At 73.0% G+C, this 26,211-nt stretch carries 22 protein-coding genes; 15 read left to right on the forward strand and 7 right to left on the reverse strand.

Translation table 11 applies throughout. The annotated features are described in order from the left end of the window. Window positions 1-44 precede the first annotated feature (44 nt). Both ACFYYF_RS21455 and ACFYYF_RS21460 read right to left on the reverse strand, forming a co-directional pair. Window positions 45-914 (reverse strand): arpA protein, encoded by an 870-nt coding sequence (locus ACFYYF_RS21455; protein ID WP_388777954.1) that lies wholly within the window; start codon window positions 912-914, stop codon window positions 45-47. Between the two features lie 249 nt (window positions 915-1,163). Beyond that, complete coding sequence (locus ACFYYF_RS21460) at window positions 1,164-2,321, reverse strand: TDT family transporter (RefSeq protein ID WP_388777957.1); 1,158 nt, start codon at window positions 2,319-2,321, stop codon at window positions 1,164-1,166. Between the two features lie 95 nt (window positions 2,322-2,416). Here ACFYYF_RS21460 and ACFYYF_RS21465 point away from each other — a divergent pair, with 95 nt between their 5' ends. Continuing rightward, window positions 2,417-3,340, forward strand: coding sequence for a LysR family transcriptional regulator (locus ACFYYF_RS21465; RefSeq protein ID WP_388777960.1), 924 nt, complete (start codon window positions 2,417-2,419; stop codon window positions 3,338-3,340). 244 nt (window positions 3,341-3,584) lie between these two features. On the opposite strand, the gene ACFYYF_RS21470 is transcribed toward ACFYYF_RS21465, so the two are convergent. Then, window positions 3,585-4,265, reverse strand: a complete 681-nt coding sequence (locus tag ACFYYF_RS21470; RefSeq protein ID WP_388777963.1) for a gamma-glutamyl-gamma-aminobutyrate hydrolase family protein — start codon at window positions 4,263-4,265, stop codon at window positions 3,585-3,587. A 177-nt stretch (window positions 4,266-4,442) separates the two neighbouring features. After that, the gene (locus tag ACFYYF_RS21475; protein ID WP_388777967.1) at window positions 4,443-5,180 is read right to left on the reverse strand and encodes a FadR/GntR family transcriptional regulator; all 738 of its coding nucleotides are present in this window, start codon (window positions 5,178-5,180) and stop codon (window positions 4,443-4,445) included. Between the two features lie 77 nt (window positions 5,181-5,257). On the opposite strand from ACFYYF_RS21475, the gene ACFYYF_RS21480 reads away from it, so the two are divergent. The 4 genes from ACFYYF_RS21480 (at window position 5,258) to ACFYYF_RS21495 (ending at window position 9,846) form a co-directional block, all read left to right on the forward strand. Next, window positions 5,258-6,628, forward strand: coding sequence for a glutamine synthetase family protein (locus ACFYYF_RS21480; protein ID WP_388777969.1), 1,371 nt, complete (start codon window positions 5,258-5,260; stop codon window positions 6,626-6,628). Window positions 6,629-6,636: 8 nt separating this feature from the next. After that, the gene (locus tag ACFYYF_RS21485) at window positions 6,637-8,052 is read left to right on the forward strand and encodes an aldehyde dehydrogenase family protein (RefSeq protein ID WP_388777972.1); all 1,416 of its coding nucleotides are present in this window, start codon (window positions 6,637-6,639) and stop codon (window positions 8,050-8,052) included. Next, on the forward strand, window positions 8,049-8,840 hold the full coding sequence (locus ACFYYF_RS21490) for a 3-oxoacyl-ACP reductase (protein WP_388777975.1): 792 nt from the start codon (window positions 8,049-8,051) through the stop codon (window positions 8,838-8,840). The genes ACFYYF_RS21485 and ACFYYF_RS21490 overlap by 4 nt, the downstream gene beginning before the upstream one ends. Before the next feature lie 91 nt (window positions 8,841-8,931). Continuing rightward, entirely contained in the window at window positions 8,932-9,846 is a 915-nt protein-coding gene (locus tag ACFYYF_RS21495; protein WP_388777978.1) for a DUF2510 domain-containing protein, read from the forward strand. Between the two features lie 87 nt (window positions 9,847-9,933). On the opposite strand, the gene ACFYYF_RS21500 is transcribed toward ACFYYF_RS21495, so the two are convergent. Next, a complete protein-coding gene (locus ACFYYF_RS21500; protein ID WP_388777981.1) occupies window positions 9,934-11,136 on the reverse strand; it encodes an amino acid deaminase/aldolase in 1,203 nt (400 codons plus the stop codon). A 2,050-nt stretch (window positions 11,137-13,186) separates the two neighbouring features. Here ACFYYF_RS21500 and ACFYYF_RS21505 point away from each other — a divergent pair. Together ACFYYF_RS21505 and mycP are read left to right on the forward strand one after the other, a co-directional pair. After that, window positions 13,187-14,122, forward strand: a complete 936-nt coding sequence (locus ACFYYF_RS21505; RefSeq protein ID WP_388777984.1) for a hypothetical protein — start codon at window positions 13,187-13,189, stop codon at window positions 14,120-14,122. Continuing rightward, window positions 14,119-15,354, forward strand: a complete 1,236-nt coding sequence (gene mycP, locus ACFYYF_RS21510; protein WP_388777987.1) for a type VII secretion-associated serine protease mycosin — start codon at window positions 14,119-14,121, stop codon at window positions 15,352-15,354. The genes ACFYYF_RS21505 and mycP overlap by 4 nt, the downstream gene beginning before the upstream one ends. A gap of 109 nt (window positions 15,355-15,463) precedes the next feature. On the opposite strand, the gene ACFYYF_RS21515 is transcribed toward mycP, so the two are convergent. Beyond that, window positions 15,464-16,426, reverse strand: a complete 963-nt coding sequence (locus ACFYYF_RS21515; RefSeq protein WP_388777990.1) for a serine hydrolase — start codon at window positions 16,424-16,426, stop codon at window positions 15,464-15,466. 149 nt (window positions 16,427-16,575) lie between these two features. Between ACFYYF_RS21515 and ACFYYF_RS21520 the strand changes: the two genes are divergently transcribed. Beyond that, the gene (locus tag ACFYYF_RS21520) at window positions 16,576-17,307 is read left to right on the forward strand and encodes an SseB family protein (protein WP_388777993.1); all 732 of its coding nucleotides are present in this window, start codon (window positions 16,576-16,578) and stop codon (window positions 17,305-17,307) included. A gap of 53 nt (window positions 17,308-17,360) precedes the next feature. Here ACFYYF_RS21520 and ACFYYF_RS21525 read toward each other — a convergent pair whose 3' ends face one another. Further along, complete coding sequence (locus ACFYYF_RS21525; RefSeq protein WP_151468384.1) at window positions 17,361-17,717, reverse strand: DUF1844 domain-containing protein; 357 nt, start codon at window positions 17,715-17,717, stop codon at window positions 17,361-17,363. 413 nt (window positions 17,718-18,130) lie between these two features. Between ACFYYF_RS21525 and infC the strand changes: the two genes are divergently transcribed. The 7 genes from infC (at window position 18,131) to pheT (ending at window position 25,694) form a co-directional block, all read left to right on the forward strand. Beyond that, window positions 18,131-18,847 carry a translation initiation factor IF-3 gene (gene infC / locus ACFYYF_RS21530; protein ID WP_388778419.1) on the forward strand — a complete coding sequence of 239 codons (717 nt, stop codon included), beginning with the start codon at window positions 18,131-18,133 and terminating at the stop codon, window positions 18,845-18,847. Window positions 18,848-18,954: 107 nt separating this feature from the next. Further along, window positions 18,955-19,149: a 50S ribosomal protein L35 gene (gene rpmI, locus ACFYYF_RS21535; RefSeq protein WP_006374321.1), complete on the forward strand. Its 195-nt coding sequence runs from the start codon at window positions 18,955-18,957 to the stop codon at window positions 19,147-19,149. Window positions 19,150-19,243: 94 nt separating this feature from the next. Next, the gene (gene rplT / locus ACFYYF_RS21540) at window positions 19,244-19,627 is read left to right on the forward strand and encodes a 50S ribosomal protein L20 (RefSeq protein ID WP_003970214.1); all 384 of its coding nucleotides are present in this window, start codon (window positions 19,244-19,246) and stop codon (window positions 19,625-19,627) included. Window positions 19,628-19,805: 178 nt separating this feature from the next. Then, entirely contained in the window at window positions 19,806-20,657 is an 852-nt protein-coding gene (locus tag ACFYYF_RS21545; RefSeq protein ID WP_388777998.1) for a TrmH family RNA methyltransferase, read from the forward strand. A gap of 53 nt (window positions 20,658-20,710) precedes the next feature. Beyond that, window positions 20,711-21,880 carry an ATP-binding protein gene (locus ACFYYF_RS21550; protein WP_361679393.1) on the forward strand — a complete coding sequence of 390 codons (1,170 nt, stop codon included), beginning with the start codon at window positions 20,711-20,713 and terminating at the stop codon, window positions 21,878-21,880. Window positions 21,881-22,062: 182 nt separating this feature from the next. After that, window positions 22,063-23,190: a phenylalanine--tRNA ligase subunit alpha gene (gene pheS / locus ACFYYF_RS21555; protein WP_388778002.1), complete on the forward strand. Its 1,128-nt coding sequence runs from the start codon at window positions 22,063-22,065 to the stop codon at window positions 23,188-23,190. After that, the gene (pheT, locus tag ACFYYF_RS21560) at window positions 23,190-25,694 is read left to right on the forward strand and encodes a phenylalanine--tRNA ligase subunit beta (protein ID WP_388778005.1); all 2,505 of its coding nucleotides are present in this window, start codon (window positions 23,190-23,192) and stop codon (window positions 25,692-25,694) included. The genes pheS and pheT overlap by 1 nt, the downstream gene beginning before the upstream one ends. Window positions 25,695-26,211 lie beyond the last annotated feature (517 nt).

Here is a 26,211-nt window from a genome sequence, read left to right on the forward strand (position 1 = left end):
GGCTCCGCGTTCTCGGCGGGCCCGAGGGGCGTGGCGGAGCGGTCCTAGTCCAGGAGCCGGTCGCCGCGGACCGCGCGGCCCTCGGCCGCCAGGTGCTCGGGCAGCACCCGCCCGAAGAGCTGCCGGGTCCGCTCCACGCTCCCGATGACGCCGGGGCGCTCGCTGTAGGCGAAGATGGCGGAGTGGCGCGCGATCTCGCCGCGCACCGGGCTCACCCGGTGCAGCGAGTACCGCCCTTTGAACAACTGCAGGTCACCCGGTTGCAGCGGGAGGCGCCGGGTCAACCGCTCGCCCCGGCCGTTCACCACGTCCCGGACGTCGTCGAAGTTCTCGTCCCGCGCGGTCCGGATGTTCGGGCAGTACTCGAAGACGCCGCCGTCCCGCGCCTGCTGGGTGAGCATGCTCACGGTGAACTCGTTGGTGTCGAAGTGCCAGGGGTGCTCCATGCCCGGCGCGACGACGTTGAGGACCAGCCCGGAGAGCGGGTCCGCCAGCTCGTGCAGCTCGGGCAGTTCGAAGCAGCGGGCGATGAACTGCCGGAACACCGTGTCGGAGTAGAGACGGCTGATGAGGGAGTCCGCGGGGATGCGGTCCCGCGCGACGAACGCGTTGCCCCGCTCGAAGGTCGTCCGGCCCGGATGGTCCTCGGGCAGCGCGGAGTCCACCGCGATGTTGTAGACGTTCACCGTCTCGACGTCGTGGTGCGCCCGGGGGGCGATGGCCGCGCACTCCTGCCGCAGCACGTCGCGCAGCGCGGGGCGGATGAAGTCCGGCAGTACGGTGCAGCCGAGAGCCGACAGGTCGCGCCGGGCACGGGCGACCACGGCCTCGCCCCGGGCGCTCGCGAGTTCCGGCAGGGGATAGCGAGCCGTGTCGACCACCTGATCAAGCGTCAGGGCTTCCAAAGAGCGCATTCGATCCTCTCCGCATGCGGGCCGCCCGGCCGGACCCGCTCGCCACATGTCGGCAACTCGGCCGTTACGAGGGGTACTTGAAGTTCCCACAGCGGCGCCGCGTTGTCTGTGACACGTCACACTGCCCATGTGTGTCCTCCGGCATGCCTTCGGGGGCCGGGCGCGGGCCGGCCCCCGCGCGGGAGCCGGGGGCCGGTGCACTCCGCGCGGGGGCCGGCCCGTGAGGCCGGTTGAACACGGGGATCGTGGCTACGCGCGCGGAGGCGCCGCGAGCAGCCTGCCGCTCACCAGACCGTGCGCGGTGCGGACGGCCGCCACCGACCAGGCGGCGACCAGCAGGACGTACAGGGCGACGGCCAGTACCTCGAAGGCGGTCAGGCCGGTGTGCCGGGCCAGGCCCTCCGCACCCGTCACGCAGGTGCCCACCGGGAAGGTGAAGGCCCACCAGGTCATGGCGAAACCCATGCCCTGGCGGCGGGCCCGTACGGCCATCGCGGCGGCCAGCGCGAGCCACAGCAGCGCGAAGCCCAGCACGGGGACGCCGTAGAGCACGGCGAGGAGCGTGAAGCCCTGGTCGTAGGGGGCGGGCACCACCCCGGGAGCGACGTCCGCGAACTTGCCGACCGCGGTGGTCGACTGGCCCAGCGGGCCGAGGACGAGGAACAGGGTCGGGGTGAGCGCGAGCGGCAGCGGACCCGAGGTGACGAGCCGCGCGAAGACCATCGGCAGCATCACGAAGGTGGCCAGCAGGCTGATCCCGAACATCGCGACACAGGCCAGGAGCAGGGTCTCCCGGGGCTGTCCGGCCGGCAGGTGGGGGACGAGGAGCGGGCCGAGCGCGGCCGACACCATGGGGGCCACGATCGGCAGCAGCCACACGGGGGAGGCCTGTCCGGGCTCGATGCGATGCCGTACGACCATGAGGTAGGGGACGGCCACGGCGGCGGCGAGTCCGATCAGCGTCCCGGCGGTGAACAGCACCGTGTCCACGGCGATGGCCGCCGGTGTCCCGATCCAGTCCCGGCCGACCAGGAGGGTGCCGCCGCCCACGGCGAGCAGGGCCATCGACAGGCAGCCGTAGAAGGGGGCCATGGCCGGGTCCAGGAGGTGGGCGCGGGCCTGGTCGCGGTGGTACGTCCAGTGCAGGGCGCGGGCGGTGAGCAGCGCCGTCAGCAGGGTGAGGGAGAGGGCCCACACGGCGGTGCAGGCGGTGCGCAGGCCCGGCACGTCCACGGGGAGTCCGGCCCCCGCCGTGGCCACGATGGCGGTGCCCATCACGGAGGCGTACCAGTTCGGGCCGAGGTGTCGGACCGCGGCGACGGCGCGGCTTCCCGGGACACGGGGGGTCTTCGTGCCGGGGACGGTTCCCGCCTGATGGGCGGACAGGGGCTGGGCTGCGGTGACCATGACACCACGGTCGCGCCGTCGCGGGCCGCCCACCAGGGAGTGCTTTCCTATGAGGGCATAAGCTGGGTTTATGAGCAGCAGTGCTGAGGATCGCCATGAGTAGCGGTGCCGAGGACCGGCCCGGCGCGGGGATCGCGCACCGGATACCCGATCTGGGCGCCCTGGAACTGCTGCTCGCGGTGGCCCGCCTCGGCAGTCTCGGGCGCGCCGCACGCGAACTGGGGATCACCCAGCCGGCGGCCAGCAGCCGTATCCGTTCCATGGAGCGGCTGCTGGGGGTGGCGCTCGTCGACCGTTCGCCGCGTGGGTCCCGGCTCACCCGTGAGGGGGCGCTCGTCACGGACTGGGCCCGGCGCGTGGTGGACGCGGCCGAGGCGTTCGACGCCGGGGCGCAGGCCCTGCGCGACCGGCGTGACTCGCGGCTGCGGGTGGCCGCGAGCATGACCATCGCCGAGTATCTGCTGCCCGGCTGGCTGATCGCCCTGCGGGCCCAGCGTCCCGACACGGCCGTGTCGCTGCTCGCCGGGAACTCCGCCGCCGTCGCCGAGCGGCTGCTGGCGGGTGAGGCCGACCTCGGGTTCGTCGAGGGGCTCTCGGTGCCGTCCGGTCTCGACTCCACCGTCATCGCGCACGACCGGCTGATCGTGGTCACGGCGCCCGGGCATCCCTGGGCGCGCCGGCGGGCGCCCCTCGCGGGGGAGGAGCTGGCGGCCACGCCGCTCATCCTGCGGGAGGAGGGGTCGGGGACGCGTCAGGTTCTCGACTCCGCGCTCGGGGGGCTCGCGCGGCCGTTGATCGAGCTGTCCTCGACGACGGCGGTCAAGGCCTCCGCCGTCAGTGGGGCGGGGCCCGCCGTCCTGAGCGAACTCGCCCTGGGCGAGGAGCTGTCCGCCCATCGTCTGGTGGGCATCCCGCTCGCCGACGTGCGGCTCACCCGCGCCCTGCGGGCCGTCTGGCCGACGGGCCACCGCCCCACGGGCCCGGCCCGCGACCTGCTGTCCCTGACCCGGACCACGTAACCCACCAGCCTTCTCTCGCCCCCTCCGCCCCTACCCGTCCCGTCCCTGGGGGCTGCCGCCCCCAGACCCCCGCTTCGGCCTGGACGGCCTCGTCCTCAATCGCCGGACGGGCTGAAACTCCCCCGCGGGGAAAAGTTCAGCCCCTCCGGCGCTTGAGGAGCGGGGGTCCGGGGGCGGCGCCCCCGTGACGGGTCGGGTAGGGGCGGAGGGGGCGAAAGGACGTCCGTGCGGGGCCCGGGGCCGCTCAGGTTGCCGCTGCGATCAGACCCCGCATCACCCGCAGGTCCTCTCCCATCTCGGGGTGCCACTGGACCCCCAGGACCCAGGCGGAGCCGGGGAGTTCGATCGCCTCCACGGTCCCGTCGGCCGCGTACGCGCCGACGGTGAGACCGTCCCCGAGACGGTCCACCGCCTGGTGGTGGTACGTCGGCACGGCGCACGGCTCCGCCACGAGACCGGCGTACCGCGTCCCCGCCACGGGTGACACCTCGTGGTGTCCGACGACGCCGGTGTCCTTCACATGCCCGTCGAGATGCTGGACGAGGGTGCCGCCGAGCGCCACGTTCAGCAGCTGGTGGCCCCGGCAGATGCCGAGCAGCGGAGTGCCGGAGTCCAACGCGGCCCGGATCAGGGCGAGTTCCCAGACGTCGCGCTCGGGCGCGGGCGGGCCCGTACGCGGGGAGCGTTCGGCGCCGTACCGGGAGGGGTCGACGTCGGGTCCGCCCGCGACGACCACCGCGTCCAGCCGGGCGACGGTCTCGCGCGCCAGGCCAGGATCGTCCGGCGGCAGCATCACGGCGAGTCCCCCCGCCCGCTGCACGAGCCGCGGATAGCCGGCCGGCAGCAGCGCGGCCTCCAGCTCCCACACGCCCCAGCGCGCCCCGGCCTCCAGATACGTACTCACACCGACCAGCGGCCTGCTCACGCGCTACTCCCTCGGATCGGGGTCGCCACCACGCCCAGGAACGGCGACGGCTGCAAGGCCTTGGACGCTTCAACGCCTCAATGGAAAGGTCTCATACCTTTGCCGGGCCGGGGGCGGAACGCAGAGGCTCCACGGGTCACGTCCGGCTCATGCCGGAAACCTCCGGCTCACGCCGCCTCACGCAAGGAACCCCCGCAGCAGCGCCGCCGTGCCCGCGCAGTGCTCCCGCATCATCTCCCGCGCGCCGTCCGCGTCCCCGTCGAGCACCGCCTCGACGATCGCGGTGTGCTGGCGCTGCGAATGCTCCAGATTGCGGACGAGGAGCGGAATGCAGTCGAGCAGGTCGTTGACGCCCGCGCGGACGGCCGCGTACCGCGCGGTGAGGGACGGGGAGCCGCACAGCTCCGCGAGGGTCAGGTGGAGCATGGTGTCCAGACGCCGGTACTCGGCGAGCGGGGCGTCGTTCGTCCGCTCCAGTGCCTCGCGCAGCCGCAGCGCCCGGTCCGCGTCGAGCCCGTGCGTCGCGCACAGCCCGGCCGCGCCCACCTCCAGGACCTCACGGAAGCGCAGCACGTCCTCGATGTCGACCGAGGCGACCCGGCGGCGCAGCTCGTGCTCGCCCGGCGTGTCGGTGCGGGCCAGCACGAACGTGCCGCCGTACCGGCCGCGCCGCGACTCGACCAGACCCTGGTCCTGGAGCACCTTCAGGACCTCGCGCAGGGTCACCCTGCTGATGCCGAGCCGGTCGGCCAACTCCCGCTCCGAGGGCAGCCGTTCACCACCCGGCACCAGGCCGAGCCGGACGATCTGGAGGATCTGCTCCAGCGCCTCCTCGAAGCCGTTGCCCGCCCGCACCGGCCTGAGGACCGGGGTGAGCCGGTCGTCCGTCCCACGGTCGGGTTGCGCCCGCGTCATCAGGTCGCGCCCCCTTCCCAAGCAATGGTTCTCCGCAATACCTTATGGCCCTCGGCTGACCCAAGGAGGCTTTTCCGGTGGCAGACCGCACACCCCCGCTCTCCGTCGACGAACTGCGCGTCCTCGTCGAGGCCGGTGACATCGACACGGTCGTCCTGGCCTTCCCCGACATGCAGGGGCGGCTCCAGGGCAAGCGGTTCGCCGCGGCCTTCTTCCTCGACGAGGTCCTCGAGCACGGGACGGAGGGCTGCAACTACCTCCTCGCCGTCGACACCGACATGAACACCGTCGACGGATACGCCATGTCCTCCTGGGACCGCGGCTACGGCGACTTCGCCATGCACCCCGACCTCACCACCCTGCGGCGCGTGCCCTGGAACGCCGGCACCGCCCTGCTGATCGCCGACCTCGCCTGGAACGACGGCACCCCGGTGGTCGCCGCGCCCCGCCAGATCCTGCGCCGCCAGCTCGACCGCCTCGCCGAACTCGGCTACACCGCCCAGGTAGGCACCGAGCTGGAGTTCATCGTCTTCAAGGACACCTACGAACAGGCCTGGGACAGCGGCTACCGGGGGCTCACCCCGGCCAACCAGTACAACATCGACTACTCGGTCCTCGGGACCGGACGCATCGAGCCCCTGCTGCGCCGCATCCGCAACGAGATGCAGGCAGCCGGCCTCACCGTCGAGTCCGCCAAGGGCGAGTGCAACCCCGGCCAGCACGAGATCGCCTTCAGGTACGACGAAGCCCTCGTCACCTGCGACCAGCACGCGATCTACAAGACCGGCGCCAAGGAGATCGCCTCCCAGGAGGGCGTCTCCCTCACCTTCATGGCCAAGTACAACGAGCGCGAGGGCAACTCCTGCCACATCCACCTCTCCCTGGCCGACGCCGACGGCACCAACGCGATGGCCGGCTCCGAGCGGGACCCCGGCGGCATGTCGGAGGTCATGCGCCACTTCCTCGCCGGACAGCTCGCCGCGCTGCGCGACTTCAGCCTCCTGTACGCGCCCAACATCAACTCGTACAAGCGTTTCCAGCCCGGCTCCTTCGCGCCCACCGCCGTGGCCTGGGGGTACGACAACCGCACCTGCGCGCTCCGCGTCGTCGGCCACGGCCGGTCCACACGCTTCGAGAACCGTCTTCCCGGCGGCGACGTCAACCCGCACCTGGCCGTCGCCGGACTCGTGGCGGCCGGCCTGTACGGCGTCGAGCGGAAGCTGGAACTGCCCGAAGCCTGCTCGGGCAACGCCTACACCGCCGCGTACGCGCACGTGCCCACCACCCTGCGCGAGGCCGCCGAGCTCTGGGAGAACAGCCCGATCGCCCGGGCCGCCTTCGGTGACGAGGTGGTCGAGCACTACCGCAACATGGCGCGCGTCGAACTGGAGGCCTTCGACGCCGCGGTGACCGACTGGGAGCTGCGCCGCTCCTTCGAACGCATGTGAGGACCCCCTTGCCGCACCCGCACGCATCGCACCCGACCACCTCACCCCCGCACGGCCACGAACTCCAGGTGCTCGACCCGGCCACCGAGGAGATCGTCGCCACCGTCCCGGCCGCCACCGCCCAGGACGTGGACGACGCCGTCGTACGGGCCGGCCGGGCGCAGGCCGGATGGGCCGCCCTCGCGCCCGCCGACCGGGCCAGACTGCTGCGCCGCTTCGCCTCCGTCGTCGACGGCCATCTGGAGGAACTGGCCCGTCTGGAGGTCCGCGAGGCCGGCCACACCCTCGGCAACGCCCGCTGGGAGGCGGGCAACGTCCGCGATCTGCTCGACTACAGCGCCGGGGGAGTGGAACGGCTGACCGGCCGTCAGATCCCCGTCCCCGGCGGCCTCGACATCACCCTGCTCGAACCGCTCGGCGTCGTCGGCGTCATCGCGCCCTGGAACTTCCCGATGCCCATCGCCGCCTGGGGCACCGCACCCGCCCTCGCCGCGGGCAACGCCGTCGTCCTCAAACCCGCCGAGACCACCCCGCTCACCGCACTGCGACTGGCCGAACTCGCCCTGGAGGCGGGTCTGCCCGAGCACCTGTTCCAGGTGCTGCCCGGCGCCGGACCCGTCGCGGGCGACGCGCTCGTCTCCCACCCCGGCGTCGCCAAGATCGTCTTCACCGGGTCGACGGCCGTCGGCAAGCAGGTCCTCGCCAAGGGCTCCGCCCTCCTCAAGCGCGTCACCCTCGAACTCGGCGGCAAGAGCCCGAACATCGTCTTCGCCGACGCCGACATCGAGGCCGCCGCCGCCTCCGCCCCCATGTCCTTCCTCGACAACTCGGGCCAGGACTGCTGCGCCCGCACCCGCATCCTCGTCCAGCGCTCCGTCCACGACCGCTTCCTCGAACTCCTCGCCCCTGCCGTCGAGTCCGTCGTCGTCGGCGACCCCTTGGACGAGAAGACCCAGATGGGGCCGCTGATCTCCGCGGCCCAGCTGGAACGCGTACGGTCCTACGTCGACGCCGACGCGCCCGGCATCCGGGGCAAGGCCCCCGAGGGGCCCGGCTTCTGGTTCGCGCCGACCGTCCTCACCGGCGTCGAACCCGGCGCGCGCGTGGCGGTCGAGGAGGTCTTCGGCCCCGTCGCCGTCGTGCTGCCCTTCGAGGACGAGGCCGACGCCGTCCGGCTCGCCAACGCCACCGACTACGGCTTGTCCGGCTCCATCTGGACCCGCGACGTCGGCCGTGCCCTGCGCGTCTCCCAGGCCGTCCGCGCGGGCAACCTGTCCGTCAACTCCCACTCCAGCGTCCGCTACTGGACCCCCTTCGGCGGCTTCAAGCAGTCGGGGATCGGCCGCGAACTCGGCCCGGACGCGCTCACCGCCTTCACCGAGACCAAGAACGTCTTCATCAGCACGGAGGGTCCCGCCCAGTGACTTCAGACACCCCCGAGACCATCTGCCGCCGCCTGGTGGGCCGCACCGCCGTCATCACCGGGGCCGCCAGCGGCATCGGCCTCGCCACCGCGCGCCGGCTCGCCTCCGAGGGAGCCCACGTCGTCTGCGGCGACATCGACGAACAGCACGGAAAGGCCGTGGCCGCGGAGGTCGGCGGAACCTTCGTCAAGGTCGACGTGACCGACCCCGAGCAGGTCGAGACCCTTTTCAGGACGGCGTACGACACCTACGGCTCGGTCGACATCGCGTTCAACAACGCGGGCATCTCGCCGCCCGACGACGACTCCATCCTGGACACGGGCCTGGAGGCATGGAAGCGCGTCCAGGAGGTCAACCTCACCTCCGTGTACCTCTGTTGCAAGGCCGCCATCCCCTACATGCGCCGCCAGGGCCGGGGTTCCGTCATCAACACCGCCTCCTTCGTGGCCCGCATGGGCGCGGCGACCTCCCAGATCTCGTACACGGCCTCCAAGGGCGGGGTACTGGCCATGTCCCGTGAACTGGGCGTCCAGTTCGCCCGGGAGGGCATCCGCGTCAACGCCCTGTGCCCCGGCCCGGTCAACACCCCGCTGCTCCAGGAGCTGTTCGCCAAGGACCCCGAGCGGGCCGCGCGCCGGCTCGTGCACATCCCGGTCGGACGGTTCGCCGAGGCGGACGAGATCGCCGCCGCCGTCGCGTTCCTCGCCAGCGACGACTCCTCCTTCGTGAACGCCACCGACTTCCTGGTGGACGGAGGCATCTCGGGCGCCTACGTCACACCGCTCTAGCGGAAACGGCCCGCGGGTCGGGGGCGGCACTCTCGCGCCCGACCCGCGGACCCCGTGTACCGCCGCTCGCGGGACGTCCTAGAGTGCCGGGATGAGCATGACGCCTCCACCCGGCTGGTACCGCGACCCGTCGTACCCGCTCGTCGAGCGCTGGTGGGACGGGACCGCGTGGACCGATCACCGGCGTCAGCCCGAAGCCCCCCAACAGCCCCTAATACAGGCCCCGTCGCCCGGTGGAACCGGCTCCGGCCGGGCCAGGGCCGTCGCCCTCGTGACGGCCGCCGCCGTCCTCGTGGCCGCAATCGTCACCGGCGCCGTGCTGCTGCGCGACGACGACGGCGACGAGGCCGCGACGACGACCACACCCGCGACCGCGTCGCCCACCCCGTCCGAGGACCCCTCGCCGTCCTCCGCCGGACCCTCGCCGTCGGGCGACCCCTCCGTCGTCGTGGACGAACTCGACGGCATCACCTTCCCCGTCCTCGACGGCTGGGCGAAACCGCAGTACGTCGCCGACCACGACACGGTGCTCACGACCCCGCGCACCTACGACTGCCCGGGCGACCCCGGTCTGTGCCGCCACGGCCGGGTCGACGCCCGCACCGCCACGGCCACCGACGAGACGTCGCCCAAGGCCCTCGCCGAGGGGGACATCGAGGACGCCGCCGACAGCGCGTACGGCCACGACCTCGTCGGCAGCCGGCCCTTCCGGGGCATCACCTCCCACCGCCTGGTGAAGTCCGGCTCGGTCGCCGTCGCCGGGCGCGCCGGGTATTTCGTGCGCTGGAAGGTCAAGACCGGTGTGGGGCCCGGGGGTTACGTCGAGTCGCTGGCCTTCCCGTCCAGCGTGGGCTCGCAGTCCCTGGTCATCGTCCGGTTCGCCGTCGACGTCGGCGCCGACGCGCCACCGGTGTCCGACATCGACCGGATCACCGAGGGCATCCGCTCGGTGGGTGACAAGGACACCGGCGGCGGTGTGGGCAGCAGCATCGGCCCGTCCGACTAGGACCGCCGCCCGCGGCGATGACGGGCAGGACCGCCGCCCGCCGGGGTGACGTACGTCCTCCCGGCCGGACGGCTGTGATCGCGCGGATCAGAGGAAGGTGTGGCCCTCTCCGCGGTAGGTCGGGACGGAGGCCGTGACGGTGTCACCCTCCACGAGGTGCAGGGTGTCGAACCGCTCGCACAGCTCACCGGCCTTCGCGTGCCGGAACCACACCTTGTCGCCGATGAGCAGATCGTCCGCCGGGGAGCCGAGCAGCGGGGTCTGCACCTCGCCGGGACCCTCCTGGGGGTCGTACGCCAGGCCCTCCGGGAGGTACGGGACCGGCAGCCGGTCCGGGCCCGCCGCGCCGGACGCGGGATAGCCGCCGCCGAGCACGGTCACCACACCCACGCCCGGCCGCCGCACCACGGGCTGGGCGAACAGCGCCGCCGGGCGTCCGCTGAAGGACGTGTAGTTGTCGAAGAGCCTCGGCACGTAGAGCCCCGAGCCGGCCGCTATCTCGGTGACCGCGTCCTCGGCGGCCGTGTGCTGGACGCTGCCGGTGCCGCCGCCGTTGACGAATTCGAGGTCCGGCTCCACGGCCCGGACCGCCCGGACGACCTCCGCGCGGCGCTGGGCGAGCTCCTTGCGGGCGGTGGCCTGCATCAGCCGCACGGCGCGCGAGCGCAGCGGCCGTCCCGAGACGGCGTCACCGACACCGGCGATGTGACCCTCGTACGCCATGATCCCCACCAGCTTGAACCCGGGGGCGCGCTTGACGGCACGGGCCATCTCGGCCACCTGGGCGGGGGAGTACAGCGGCGAGCGCAGGGCCCCGACCCTGACCCGGCCGCCGAACAGCTTGAGCGAGGTGTCCAGCTCCAGGCAGACCCGCACGACCTCGGTGCCGCCCTCGCGCGCCTCGTCGATCAGACGGAGCTGCGCCGGATCGTCGACCATCACCGTCACCGCGGCGGCCAGCTTGGGGTCGGAGGTCAGCTCGGCGTAGCCCTTGCGGTCGGCCGACGGATAGGCGAGCAGGACGTCGTCGAAACCTGACCTGGCCAGCCACAGCGATTCGGCGAGGGTGAACGACATGATCCCCGCGAAACCGTCGCGTCCCAGGACGCGTTCCAGGAGGGTGCGGCAGCGGACGGACTTGCTGGCCACACGGATCGGCTTCCCGCCGGCCCGGCGGACCAGGTCGTCCGCGTTCGCGTCGAAGGCCTCCAGGTCCACGATGGCGACGGGGGCGTCGAGGTGAGCGGTGGCCCGGTCGTAGCGGGCCCTGTCGGCGGCACGGGCAGTCATGAACGAAGACTGCCAGACTCGATTACCGCAGGGTAGGGGGACGTTCCGGGCAGATGCCCCGGGGCCTCGGACTGGTTCCCGCCAGGGGCGCGTCAACCCGTAGAGTGACGCGGACGCAGGGAGGAACGACCTTGCCCCGCCGGGCCCTGCCCGGGGTGACGGTCTCCCGGTGCGGGTATGCGTGCCCGTGGCGACCTCTCGCACGACACGAAGCGGCTCGCCGGGCTCCGGGGCGTCCGACAGCCCGGTACGAGGAAACGGGGGGTGCATGAGTACGGAAGCGCGGCGCGCCTCGAACCCCCGGCGTCCCTCCGTCCCGCCCACCCCGGCCTCCGAGACCCCGCCGCCCCCGGCGGAACCGCCGTTCACCCGGACTCCCGCGCCCCCGGCGGACCCGCCTGCCGTTCCGGCTCCGGCCCACCCCTCGGTTCCGGTTCCGCCGGAGCCCGTCCGGTCGCCCGGGCCCGACCTGTCGGCCGGGGAGGACTGGTCCGCGGACGACCTCTCGCCGGGCACTCCGGGCTCCGCCCCCGGATCCGGACGGGCCCCCTCCGAGCGCGCTGCGTCGGTCCCGCCGCGCCCCGCGGTCCCGCCCCACGGCACGGCCCCCTCGGTGCCGCCCCAGCCTGTACGGCCCCCGTCCGCGCCGGAACGGTCCGCCGCACCGCAGTCATCCGCACCGGCCCCGCCGAGGCCGACCTCACTGGTCCGCCCGAGGGCGGCTTCACCGAGCGCGTCCGGTCCGTCCGGCAACACACAGACCGGCTCCCCGACCCAGCCCAAGCTCCGTACACCAGACACCACCCTCCCCGTCTCCCCGGCGCCGACGACCCCTGCCGCACCGGGGCCCGACGCCGCGCGTTCCGCCGTGCCCGGCACGCCGGTGGCCGAGCCACCGCGGTCCGCTCCGACCGGGACACCGGTGCCCGAACCGCGACAGTCGGCTCCGGCCGGTACGGGTTCCGGCCCGAGTCGGCCCGCCTCGGCCGACGTGCCAGGGTTCGCCGCGTCCCGCTCCGTCCCGCCCGGCACGCCGGAGTCCGACGCGCCGCGGGCCGCCGCGCCCGGCATTCCGGGATCCGACCCGCGACGATCCGGCTCGGCCGACGTGCCGGGGTTCGCCGCGTCCCGCTCCGTCCCGCCCGGCACGCCGGAGTCCGACGCGCCGCGGGCCGCCGCGCCCGGCATTCCGGGATCCGACCCACGACGATCCGGCTCGGCCGGTATGGCGGGATCCGCCGCCCCGCGTTCCGCCGCGCCCGGCACTCCGGGGTCCGCGTCACGGTCCGTCCCGACCGGGTCCCCGTCGGCCGGTTCCTCATCGGCCGACGCGTCACCCCCCTCGTCGGCAGGCGCGCCGTACGGCTCCGCGGCCGCCCCGCCGGCAGGCGCCCCGTACGGCTCCGCGGTCACCCCCTCGGAGCGCCCGGCCCGGGCGGACGCACAGCGTTCCGCGTCGGACACCGTCGCGCCGAGGTCCGGAGCCGCGTCGGCGCCGGAGGCCCGGCGCTACCCCCCTCTGCGCCCCGAGGGCCGGACGGCGCCACTTGCTCCGCCGCCCCCCGCGGCCTCCGCACGCTTCCCGGACGCCCCGCCCGCGTCCGCCGCCCCGGCACGCCCCGACGGGGCGCCGCACACCACGGGCCCGTCACGGCCCGGCGGGACGCAGCGGCCCGCCCGGCTCCCGCACCCCGCCGCGCCGCAGCGCCCGTCCGAGGCCCCGCCCGCCTTCGAGGCCCCGCCCCCCTCGGAGCCCGTCGCGCCCTCGGAACGCCCGCGGTCCTCGGACCCGTCGCGCACCCTCGGCGCCCCGCGCCCCTCGGAGCCCTCGCGGCCGGCCGGGCTGCAGAGCTCGCCCCAGACCACGCACCCGTCGGCCCCCGCGCGCCCGGCCGTGCCCCCGCGGGCCCCCGAGCCGTCGCGCACCTTCGAGCCCGGCCTGTCCGGCTCCTCGCACCCGGCCGGGCTTCAGCGACCGTCCGCCCCCTCGCACCCCTCCGAGCCGGGAGTGTCCGAACGGGAGCCCGGTTTCGGGGAGCGCTTCGGAGAGGTGACGCGGACCGGGCCGGACCGGTCGGTCGACGGCTCCGCCGGCTCGCCTGCGTTCGTTCCGGCACCGTCGGCGGCGGCTCCCACCGGAACCGCCCCGGACCTGCGGCGCCCCTTCGTGACCTTCGCGGAGCCCGAGACGTACGGCGGCGACACCGCGCGGGTACGTCCGTTCCGCGGGCGGATCCGGCCGGGTGCCGTGGCCGCCGCGACCTGCCTCGTGCTCGGCCTCGGGCTCATCGGCGGCGCCGTGACCGGCAGCTGGCTCACCGGCGACGACACGGACGCGGCCGGTTCGCCCGGCGCGTTCACGGCGGCCGGAGCGCTCTGGCACAGCGTGCCCGTGGACCAGCTCTTCCCGCCGACCGTGCGCGGCGACGGCGCGGGCCCCGGCGGCTCCGACCGGGCCTGGACGCGGATCGCCGTCGCCCCCGACACCGGCTGCAAGGACGCCTTCGACCCACTGCTGCGCCAGGCCCTCGCCCCCGTCGGCTGCCTGCGCCTGCTGCGTGCCACCTACGTGGACGCGACCCGCAGCCATGTCACCACCGTCGGTCTGCTGTTCACCAAGGCGGACGCGGCGGGCATGACCTCCCTGAAGGCCCGCTTCCGCAAGGAGGGCCTGGACCGGCGCACCGACCTGCTGCCCCTGCCCTACGCGGCCGAGGGCACCGCTGCTGCAGGCTTCGGCAGGGCCCAGCGTGCCTCGTGGACGGTGTCCGTCCTCACGGACGCCCCCGTCGTCGTGTACGCGGTCTCCGGGTTCGCCGACGGGCGTACGGTCGCCGCCCCGCAGCCCGCCGCCGAGGCGATGAAGCCGGAGGCGACCACGGCCGCGGCCCAGTCGGGCCTCGGCCACGAGGCGCAGGGCCTCGCCGACCGGGTCGAGCGAGGCCTTCGCAAGACCGTCACCTCGTCCACGGAGAAGCCGTCATGACCCGCGACGACGGCCCCGACGGCCGCACCCGGCGCACGGCGACCCGCCGGCCCCGGCTCTCCCGCCGCTCCGGTGCCCTCACCGCGATCCTCGCCGCCTCCCTCGCGCTGGTGCCCTCCACGGCCGCGCACGCCGACGGCATACGTGCCCAGCAGTGGGGCCTCGACGCGATGCACACGCAGCAGGCGTGGCGCACGACCAAGGGCAAGGGCGTCACCGTCGCCGTCCTCGACACCGGCGTCGACGCCCGGCACCCGGATCTCAAGGGCAACGTGCTCGGCGAGAAGGACATGGTCGGTTTCGGCGCGAGCCGCGGTGACCGGACCTGGGCCCGGCACGGCACCGCCATGGCCGGCATCATCGCCGGTCACGGCCACGGGCCGGGCGACGCCGACGGCGTCATGGGGATCGCCCCGGAAGCCAGGATCCTGCCCGTCCGCGTCATCCTCGAGGACAAGGACCCGGCCCGCTCCAAGGCCCGCAACACCCGTGGCAACGCCCTCGCGGAGGGCATCCGCTGGGCCGCCGACCACGGCGCCGACGTCATCAACCTCTCCCTCGGCGACGACTCCAGGTCCGCCCACCCCGAACCCGCCGAGGACGAAGCCGTCCAGTACGCGCTGAAGAAGGGCGTCGCCGTCGTCGCCTCCGCCGGCAACGGCGGGGAGAAGGGCGACCACATCTCGTACCCCGCCGCCTACCCCGGCGTCATCGCGGCGACCGCCGTGGACCGCTACGGAACCCACGCCTCCTTCTCCACCCGCCGCTGGTACGCCACCGTGAGCGCCCCGGGTGTCGACGTGGTCATCGCCGACCCGGACGACCGGTACTACGAGGGCTGGGGCACCAGCGCGGCGTCCGCGTTCGTCTCCGGCGCGGTCGCGCTCGTCAAGGCCGCCCACCCGGGGCTGTCCCCGGCGCAGATCAAGCGGCTGCTGGAGGACACCGCCCGCAACGTTCCCTCCGGAGGCCGTGACGACTCCCGCGGCTACGGCTTCGTCGACCCCGCCGCGGCCATCAAGGCGGCCGGCCGGATCAAGCCGGAGGGCGGCCCCAAGGCGGCCGCGTACGGCCAGAAGTACTTCGGTACGGGGCCCGACACCCCCGACGACGGCGGTGGTTCGGCCGACTGGGCCGCTCCCCTCGCGGGCGCCCTGGGCCTCGGCCTGCTGACGGCGGCGGTGTTCCTGTGGCGCGGACGCAGACCCTCGAACCCGTTCGAACGGCCCTAGCGGCGAACGCGGTTCGGCAACCCGCCCGCCCCTGAACAGGTTTGGCGGGACATACTGTCCGGCAACCATCCGCCCCGAACCGGTTCGGCGGCGAACGCCGTCCGGGGCCTCAGTCCTCGGCCGTGTCCCGGAACGAGGCCACCGCCGCCTTCGACACCGCCTCCACCAGCGAAATGCCCTTGGCCTGCGTGGAGTTGCCGTTCGACAGCGTCGCCACGAGGTAGTCGCGGCCGTCGGCCGAGATCCGCCCGATGCTGTTGATGTCCCACAGCCCGGTCGTGCTGCGCGCCAGCCACCCGTTCTTGAGCGCCCAGCCCGAATCGTCGCCGGCGGCGGACACCCCCCACTGCTGGTCGGTCTCGATCTCGCCCATCAGCCCCTGGAGATAGGACCGCGAGGCCGCGCTCAGTTCGGAGTCGTCCCCGAACACCTGGCGCAGCAGGGTCAGTTGGTCGCCGGCGGTGGTCTGCGTCAGACCCCACAGCTCGCCGTCGCCGCCGTGGGTGTCCGTCAGCCCGAAGCGTTTGTTCGCGGCGTCCAGCCCGTCGGCCCGGCCGATGGAGGCCCACAGCGCGGTCGCCGACGCGTTGTCGCTGTTCTCGATCATCGCGGTGGCGTACGTCTTCTCCCGCGCGGTGAGATGCCGGTCCGCGTCCTGCGCCTGGAGCAGCAGCGCGGCCAGGATGTTCACCTTGACGATGCTCGCGGTGTCGAAGGCCGTGTCGCCGTGGACGGCGCTCTCGCCGGAGTCGATGTCGAGGACGGCGACCGAGGTCTTCGCACCGGCTGCCACGGTCACCGACTTCAGTGCCTTGGCGAGCAGCGCGTCCCGGTCCACGGAGGGCTCCGCCACGGGTTCCACCGACGCCTCCTCGCTCCCGGCCGGTGACGCGGAGGGCGACGCCGACGCCGCAGACGATACGACGCCGGAGCCGTCGTGCGCCTGCGCCTTCATGTACACCGTCCCGGCAGCCGTGGCGCCGACGAGGACGAAGGAGGCCACCGCGGTGTACAGGAGCGGCTTGCCGCGGGAGGGCCGGGCACGGCGCCCGCGTGCTCTGTGACGGTCCATCCGGCGATGCTGGACGGCTGTGCTGTGCCCGCGGTTAGACGCGTGTGAAAGGCGTGTCAGGGAAAACTGAGAAACGCATGAATCCCGTCGCCCGCGCGTTACGGGGGCCGCACAAGCGCAGCAGTATCCCCCCGATAGGGTCGGGGACCGTGGCGAACAAGAACATTCCCGACTCCGGCTTCCCCGACGACGACGGCTCCGCCGACCCCCGGCTGAGTGCCGCGCTCGCGGCCTGGTCCGCCGACCGCTCCGCCGTGCCGCCGGTCCTGGAGGCCCTCTCGGGCGCCCGGCTGCTCGTGCCCGTCGTGGCGATGCTCGGCGAGGTCGAGGAGGACGAGAACGGGCTGCGCCGCGAGAAGACCAGTGACATGGCCGTGCCCACGCTCAAGGCCGGGAAACGTACGGCCCTGCCCGCCTTCACCTCCACGGATGCGCTGGCCCGCTGGGACCCCGAGGCCCGCCCCGTCGCCGTACGGCTGAACCAGGTCCTGGAGGCCGCGGTCCACGAGAAGGCCGACACGATCGTGCTGGACCTGGCCGGGCCCGTGGCCTACGAGCTGACGGGTCCCGCCCTGCTGGCGGTCGCCGAGGGACGTACGACCGCCGATCCGCTCGCCGATCCCGCCGTCGTGGAGGCGGTACGGGCCTCGGTCGCCGCCGAGCCGCTGGTGGCCCGCGCCCATCTCGGCCCGGGCCCGGCGGACGGCACCCTCGCGCTCGTGCTCGACCCCTCCGCCGCCCCCGCCGAGACCGCACGCGCGGTGGCGGAGCGGCTCGCGGCCGACGAAACACTGAGGGCCCGCCTGGTGCGCGGCCTCGACCTGGCACTGCTGCCGGCCGGGGCGACGCCTCCGGGCGAGCCCCTGTACGTACGCGGATAGGTACGCGGGCGGGTCCGTGTCCGTGCGACGGCTCGTACGGACACGGGCACGGGTCAGCCGTAGACGGGGCCCGTGTACTTCTCGCCGGGGCCCTGGCCGGGCTCGTCCGGGACGAGGGACGCCTCGCGGAAGGCGAGCTGGAGGGACTTCAGGCCGTCGCGCAGCGGCGCGGCGTGGAAGGAGCTGATCTCGGTCGCGCTCGCGTCGAGCAGGCCGGCGAGGGCGGTGACCAGCTTGCGCGCCTCGTCCAGGTCCTTGTGCTCGTCGCCCTCCTCGGTGAGACCGAGCTTCACGGCTGCGGCGCTCATCAGGTTCACGGCGACCGTCACGATGACCTCGACCGCGGGGACCTCGGCGATGTCGCGGGTCATGGTGTCGTAGTCGGGGTTCTGGGGAGGGGTGTCACTCATGCCTCACACGATAGGCCCCGGCGCGCGCGGCCCCGTCCACGGGAGCCCGCCGCCCGCCGGGCCGGGGGCGCCCGCGCCCGGTGGGCGGCGGTGAGGAGGCCTCCGGTTAGCGCGTACCCGGCGGAACTGCTAACCTTGTGTAACGACCGGCCGGACACCTTGTGCCCGGCCCACAAGTGGAGGCTCCGATCTCCCACCTGACCGTCCTCCGGGACGGCGGGTCATCCGGTCAGGCGGCCGCCATCGTTCCGTACGGACGATGGAGTCGCCCGAGTGCGCGCCCCGCGGTTGACCGCGGCGGTGCTCCGGTTGTCATGGAGCCCCGCCTGTGTCCCGTCCGGGGCATTTTTCATGCCCTGCGGCGGTTGGTCAAAGTGTCATCAGAGACATACGCGGCTGTCCGCCAGACCGCCGTGTGGTGCTACCGAGGAGGATCCATCAGCGCCGAGCCCCGCATCAACGACCGGATTCGCGTTCCCGAAGTGCGACTTGTCGGTCCCAGCGGCGAGCAGGTCGGGATTGTTCCGCTTGCCAAGGCCCTTGAGCTTGCTCAGGAGTACGACCTCGACCTCGTCGAGGTGGCGGCGAACGCCCGCCCGCCCGTCTGCAAGCTCATGGACTACGGCAAGTTCAAGTACGAATCGGCCATGAAGGCCCGTGAGGCGCGCAAGAACCAGGCGCACACGGTCATCAAGGAGATGAAGCTCCGGCCGAAGATCGACCCGCACGACTATGACACGAAGAAGGGTCACGTCGTCCGGTTCCTCAAGCAGGGCGACAAGGTCAAGATCACGATCATGTTCCGTGGTCGCGAGCAGTCCCGGCCGGAGCTCGGCTACCGACTGCTGCAGCGTCTGGCCACGGACGTCGAGGACCTCGGGTTCATCGAGTCGAACCCGAAGCAGGACGGCCGAAACATGATCATGGTTCTCGGTCCGCACAAGAAGAAGACCGAGGCGATGGCCGAGGCCCGTGAGGCTCAGGCGGCTCGCAAGGCGGAAGCGAAGGCCAACCCCGGTCGCTCGCAGAACGCCGCAGAAGAGGTCGTCGCCGACGGTGGCAGCACCGAGAGCGCGCCCGCCGAGGCCGAGTCGGCCGAGACCCCGGCCGAGGCGTCAGCCGAGGCCTGATCCCAGGGCCCCCGCCCCGGGATGTCAATCGATACATATGACGTTCCACCCGTGCCCGGTCCCGCGACCGGGCACCGGAACGCCACTGACGAGGAGAGAACGGCGCTATGCCGAAGAACAAGTCGCACAGCGGTGCCAGCAAGCGCTTCAAGATCACCGGCTCCGGCAAGGTGCTCCGTGAGCGCGCCGGCAAGCGCCACCTGCTCGAGCACAAGTCGTCCCGCGTGACGCGCCGCCTGACCGGCACCGCCGAGATGGCCCCGGGCGACGCCGCGAAGATCAAGAAGCTTCTCGGCAAGTGACGTACCGGCGCCCAGCGCCGTACGTCTGATCCGGGACCCAATCGATTTCGGGTCGTGTGAGTCCAACCACGGCCCCGCTACAAGGAGTTAAAAAGTGGCACGCGTCAAGCGGGCAGTCAACGCCCACAAGAAGCGCCGGGCGATCCTCGAGGCGGCCTCCGGCTACCGCGGTCAGCGTTCGCGCCTGTACCGCAAGGCCAAGGAGCAGGTCACCCACTCGCTGGTCTACAACTACAACGACCGCAAGAAGCGCAAGGGCGACTTCCGTCAGCTGTGGATCCAGCGCATCAACGCTGCGGCCCGCCAGAACGGCATGACGTACAACCGCCTCATCCAGGGTCTGAAGGCCGCCAACATCGAGGTGGACCGCAAGATCCTCGCGGAGCTGGCCGTCAACGACGCCAACGCGTTCGCCGCGCTCGTCGAGGTCGCGCAGAAGGCGCTGCCGTCGGACGTCAACGCGCCGAAGGCCGCGTGACGCTGCGCTGGCTTTTGCCGACGTGACTGAAGGACCCGCAGGTTTCAGCCTGCGGGTCCTTTGCTGCTGACGCCCGTTGAGGCTGTTCGCCCGGGTGCGGGCCAGTGGGGGCTGATCGCGCAGTTCCCCGCGCCCCTAGCGGGTTGCAGTCGTCCCAGATATCGAAGGTGAACCTGAAATGCCCTCCGCCAGCCCCGAGCTGATCTCGCCTCGTTCCCCCCGCGTCTCGGCCGCGCGGCGGCTGGCCCGGCGGAACTTCCGGGGGAAGGAACGGCTGTTTCTCGCCGAGGGGCCGCAGGCCGTGCGGGAGGCTGCGGCACACGGCGGTGACACGCTCGTCGAGCTGTTCGCCACCGTGGAGGCCGCCGAGCGGTACGCCGACCTCGTCGCGGAGGCCCGCACCGTCGGAGCCCGCGTCCACCTGGCCGACGAGCAGGTCATCGCGGACATCTCCACCACCGTGACCCCGCAGGGAATCGTCGGCGTGTGCCGGTTCGTCGACACGCCCTTCGAGGAGATCCTCGCCGCCCGCCCGAAGCTCGTCGCCGTGCTCGCCCACGTCCGCGACCCCGGGAACGCCGGAACCGTGCTGCGCTGCGCGGACGCCGCCGGCGCCGAGGCCGTCGTCCTCACCGACGCGTCCGTCGACCTGTACAACCCCAAGGCCGTACGTGCCTCCGTCGGGTCCCTGTTCCATCTGCCCGTCGCCGTCGGCGTGCCCGTCGAGCAGGCCGTGGCCGGACTCAAGGACGCCGGCGTCCGCATCCTGGCCGCCGACGGCGCCGGGGAGGACGACCTCGACGACGAACTCGACAAGGGCACCATGGGCGGCCCCACCGCCTGGGTCTTCGGCAACGAGGCCTGGGGGCTTCCGGAGGAGACCCGCGCGCTGGCCGACGCCGTCGTGCGCGTTCCGATCCACGGAAAGGCCGAGAGCCTGAACCTGGCGACGGCCGCGGCCGTATGTCTCTACGCGTCAGCCCGTGCACAGCGCGCCTCCACAGGGTGCCGCTCCGTCACCGGCAGCTAGTAGGGTGACGGGCCCGGGGGCCCTCTGCGCCAGACGAGAGGTGGGGTACGGGGATGAGTGTCGGCACGGGCGGTGCCCACAGCGCGCTGCGAGCGCGGGACGCGCGCGGCACTTCCGCGCCCCGGCCCGATGACACCGCCGGAGCCGGCCTCGGCATAGACCCCGACGATCTGCCCGACGGGATCGTGGTCGCCGACGAGAGCGGCCGGGTCGTCTGCTTCAACGCCGCCGCCGCCCGGATCACCGCGGTCCCCGCCGGCGAGGCCCTCGGCCTCCGGCTCGAAGCGGCCCTCCCGCTGGAGGACCTCGAAGGCCGGCGCTGGTGGCAGCTGACCGACCCCTACGGCGGGCTCGCCATCCGCAACGGCCAGCCCGAACGGAACCTGCTGCTCCCCGGCGGCCGCGAGATCCTCGTCTCCGCGCGCTACGTGCGCACCCACCCCACCGGACCGGTCCGCCGGGTCGTCGTCTGCCTGCGGGACACCGAGGCCCGGCGCCGCACCGAGCGCAGCCACGCCGAGCTGATCGCCACGGTCGCCCACGAACTGCGCTCGCCGCTCACCTCCGTCAAGGGCTTCACCGCGACCCTGCTCGCCAAGTGGGAACGCTTCACCGACGACCAGAAGAAACTGATGCTGGAGACCGTCGACGCCGACGCCAACCGCGTCACCCGGCTCATCGCCGAACTCCTGGACATCTCCCGCATCGACTCCGGCCGCCTCGAGGTACGCCGTCAGCCCGTCGACATCGGCGCCGCCGTCGGCCGCCACATCCAGGCGTACGTCGCCTCCGGCCAGCCCGCCGACCGCTTCCTGCTGCGCATCGAGCAGCCCCTGCCCGCCCTGTGGGCCGACCCCGACAAGGTCGACCAGGTGCTCAGCAACCTGATCGAAAATGCGGTGCGCCACGGCGAGGGAACCGTCACCATCGACGTGGCACCCTCCACGTCCCCGCGCGAGCGGCCGGACGAGGAGGGCACGGCGAACGCCGTCACGTCGGTCACCGTGAGCGACGAGGGCACCGGAATCCCGGAGGAGTCCATGAACCGCGTCTTCACCCGCTTCTGGCGGGGCAGCAAGCGCGGCGGCACCGGCCTCGGGCTCTACATCGTCAAGGGCATCGTCGAAGCCCACGGCGGCACGATCACGGTCGGACGCGCCCCCGGCGGGGGCGCCGAGTTCCGATTTACGCTGCCCGTGGGCACCCCGGCGTATCTCCTCTAGCGCCGCAGCGGCCCCCACGGGCGCCTCCGCACCCGAACACCGCGAGGACGCCCCGTCCTGGGCGGACCCTCACCCCCGTTAGACTCGGCCTTTGGCACCTTTGCGTCCACTCATCTGCGGACGATTCGTCTCCGAGTCGATGACGGGGACCCTCAGCCAGCCAACCGGAAGCACGGGAAGAGATGTCGGCACCTAATAAGTCGTACGACCCTGTAGAGGTCGAGGCCTTGAAACCGGAAGAGATCGAGCGCATGCGGGACGAGGCGCTCGCCGCCTTCGCCGCCGCCGGCGACCTCGACGCGCTTCAGGAGGCCAAGGTCGCCCACACCGGCGGCACCTCCCCGCTGGCCCTCGCCAACCGCGAGATCGGCGCACTGCCCCCGCAGGCCAAGGCCGCGGCCGGCAAGCTCGTCGGCCAGGCCCGGGGCGCCGTGAACAAGGCCCTCGCCGCCCGCCAGACCGAGCTGGAGGCCGAGCGCGACGCGCGCGTACTGGTCGAGGAGGCGGTCGACGTCACCCTGCCGTACGACCGTGTGCCCTCCGGCGCCCGGCACCCGCTGACCACCATGATGGAGCGGGTCGCGGACGTCTTCGTGTCCATGGGATACGAGGTCGCCGAGGGCCCCGAGGTCGAGGCGGAGTGGTTCAACTTCGACGCCCTGAACTTCGGCCCGGACCACCCGGCCCGGCAGATGCAGGACACCTTCTTCGTCCAGGGCCCCGAGGGCACCCACGGCGACGAGTCCGGTGTCGTGCTGCGCACCCACACCTCGCCGGTGCAGGCCCGCGCCCTGCTCGACCGGGAGCCGCCCGTCTACGTCGTGTGCCCCGGCCGCGTCTACCGCACGGACGAGCTCGACGCCACGCACACCCCGGTCTTCCACCAGATCGAGCTGCTGGCCGTCGACGAGGGCCTGACCATGGCCGACCTCAAGGGCACCCTGGATCACATGGTCCAGTCGCTCTTCGGCTCGGACATGAAGACCCGGCTGCGCCCGAACTACTTCCCCTTCACCGAGCCGTCCGCCGAGATGGACATGCTCTGCTACGTCTGCAAGGGCGAGTCCGTCGGCAACCCCGACCGTCCCTGCCGGACCTGCTCCTCCGAGGGCTGGATCGAGCTCGGCGGCTGCGGCATGGTCAACCCGCGCGTGCTCGTCGCCTGCGGCGTCGACCCGGAGAAGTACAGCGGATTCGCCTTCGGGTTCGGCATCGAGCGGATGCTGATGTTCCGTCACAACGTTGAAGACATGCGAGACATGGTCGAGGGTGACGTCCGGTTCACCCGGCCGTTCGGGATGGAGATCTGATGCGGGTCCCGCTTTCTTGGCTGCGGGAGTACGTCGACCTGCCGGCGACGGAGACCGGGCGCGACGTCCAGGCCAAGCTCATTTCGGCAGGGCTCGAGGTCGAGACGGTCGAGCAGCTCGGCGCCGACCTCAAGGGTCCCCTGGTCGTCGGCCAGGTGCTCACCATCGAGGAACTGACGGAGTTCAAGAAGCCCATCCGCTTCTGCACCGTCGACGTCGGCACCGCCAACGGCACCGGTGAGCCCCAGGAGATCGTCTGCGGCGCGCGCAACTTCGCCGTCGGCGACAAGGTGGTCGTGGTCCTGCCCGGCGCCGTCCTGCCCGGCAACTTCGCGATCGCCGCGCGCAAGACGTACGGCAAGACCTCGCACGGCATGATCTGCTCCGGCGACGAGCTGGGCATGGGCGACGACGGCAGCGGCGGCATCATCGTGCTGCCGCCGGAGGTCGAGCCCGGCACCGACGCGATCGAGCTGCTCCAGCTCGTCGACGAGGTCCTCGACATCGCGGTCACGCCCGACCGCGGCTACGCCCTGTCGCTGCGCGGTGTGGCCCGCGAGGCCGCCATCGCCTACGGCCTGCCGCTGCGCGACCCCGCGCTGCTCGACGTGCCGGCCCCGAACGCGTTCGGGCACCCGGTGCGGATCAGCGACCCCATGGGCTGCGACCGCTTCACCGCGCGGACGGTGACCGGCCTCGACCCCGACGCCCAGTCCCCGATCTGGCTGCGCCGCCGGCTGCAGAAGGCCGGCATGCGCCCGGTCTCGCTCGCCGTCGACATCACCAACTACGTGATGCTGGAGCTCGGCCAGCCGCTGCACGCCTACGACCGCAGCCGGGTCCAGGGCACGATCGGCGTGCGCCGGGCCGAGAAGGGCGAGAAGCTCACCACCCTCGACGGCGTCAAGCGCACGCTGGACGCCGGCGACCTGGTGATCACCGACGACCGCGGCCCCATCGGCCTCGCGGGCGTCATGGGCGGCGCCCACACCGAGATCGACGACACCGAGGGCACCACCACCGAGGTCGTCATCGAGGCCGCGCACTTCGACCCGATCTCCATCGCGCGCACGGCCCGCCGGCACAAGCTGGCCTCCGAGGCGTCCAAGCGCTTCGAGCGCGGCTCCGACCCCGAGGCCACCTCGGCCGCGGCCCAGCGGACCGTCGACCTCCTCGTGCTCCTCGCGGGCGGCACCGCCGACGCCGGGGTCACCGAGGTGATCGCGCCGTCCGCGCCGCACACCATCACCATCCCGGCGGACCACCCGGACAAGGTGGCCGGTGTCGACTACGGCCGCGAGACCGTCGTACGCCGCCTCCAGGAGGTCGGCTGCGACGTCTACGGTCAGGACGAGCTGATCGTCACCGTGCCGTCCTGGCGGCCCGACCTGACCGACCCGAACGACCTCGCCGAAGAGGTCATCCGGCTCGAGGGCTACGAGAACCTGCCCTCCACGCTGCCCAAGCCGCCGGCGGGCCTCGGCCTCACCGACCGGCAGCGGCTGCACCGCCGGGTCGGCCGCGCGCTGGCCGGCGCCGGATACGTCGAGTCGCCGAACTACCCGTTCATCGGCGAGCACGTCTTCGACCAGTTCGGCCTCGCCGACGACGACCCGAAGCGCAAGGTCGTCAAGCTGGTCAACCCGCTCTCCGACGAGGAGCCCGCGCTCCGTACGACGCTGCTGCCGGGCCTGCTGCAGGCCCTGCGCCGCAACGACGGACGCGGCAGCCACGACCTGGCGCTCTTCGAGACCGGTCTGGTCTTCCACCCGCGCGAGGAACTGCGCGTCGCCGGGCGGCTGCCCGTCGACCGCCGTCCCGCCGACGAGGAGATCGCGTCCCTGACCGCCGCACTTCCCGTCCAGCCCCGGCACGCCGCCGTCGTCCTCGCGGGCGCGCGCGAGCAGGCCGGCTGGTGGGGCAAGGGACGCCCGGCCGACTGGGCCGACGCGATCGAGGCCGCCCGCATCCTGGCCCGTGAGTCGGGGACCGAACTCCTGGTTCGCTCCGGTCAGTACGGTCCGTGGCACCCGGGCCGCTGCGCCGAGCTCGCGGTCGTCGTGGACGGCACGGAGCAGGTCGTCGGGTACGCCGGTGAGCTGCACCCCGGTGTCCTGAAGACGCTGGGCCTGCCCGCGCGCACCTGCGCGATGGAGCTGGACCTGGACGCGCTGGAGCGGGCGAGCTCGGGCCACCCCAAGGGCCCGAAGATCTCGACCTTCCCGGTCGCCACGCAGGACGTCGCGCTGGTCGTCGACCGACGCGTCCCGCACGCGGACGTCGAGGCGGCCCTGCACGAGGGCGCGGGTGAACTCCTCGAGTCCATCCGGCTGTTCGACGAGTACGAGAGCGCGCAGCTCGGCGAGGACAAGAAGTCCCTCGCCTACGCGCTGCGGTTCCGTGCCGCCGACCGCACGCTGACCGTCGACGAGGCCTCCGCGGCCCGTGACGCGGCCGTGGCGCTCGCCGCCGAGCGAACGGGAGCCGTGCTGCGCGGAGCCTGACGGCTCCGCCCGACGCGCCGGGGAACCGGGCGCCCCGACCGCGGATCATCCGCGGTCGGGGCGCCCGGTTCCCCGCTCCCCTTTCCGGACCCATGACTCCGCTGCGCGGCGAGCTTGTCGGGGCCTTTTCGCTGGTGGGTCGGCTTCTGCCTGCATAAATGCGGACCGCCGAGGACACCTCACTCATTCGGGTGACATGTCCGGGTGACCCTGCCCGGCCGGGGCGGGGGTCGACAGAATCGGAGCGGTCTCTCCGAGGCCCGTTCTGCGCCGTCAGTGCCTATTGGGGGGCCAATCGGCATGATCCGTATCAAGGCTGGGGCTCCCCGCAGGGCGACGCTCCAGACGCATTCGCGGAAGCCGGCCAGGTCGGTCCCGGGGCCGCGTCGTCGGCGTGACCGGCTGAGGGCCGGATTCGACCGGGCGGTGCGCGCCCGCCGGCCGCGCCTCGGCCTGTTCCGCGAAGACTGCGGACAGGGCGTCCTCGATCACCGGGTCCCGCACACCGCCGACCGGC

Source organism: Streptomyces sp. NPDC001914 (assembly GCF_042891215.1).
Lineage (GTDB): Bacteria > Actinomycetota > Actinomycetes > Streptomycetales > Streptomycetaceae > Streptomyces.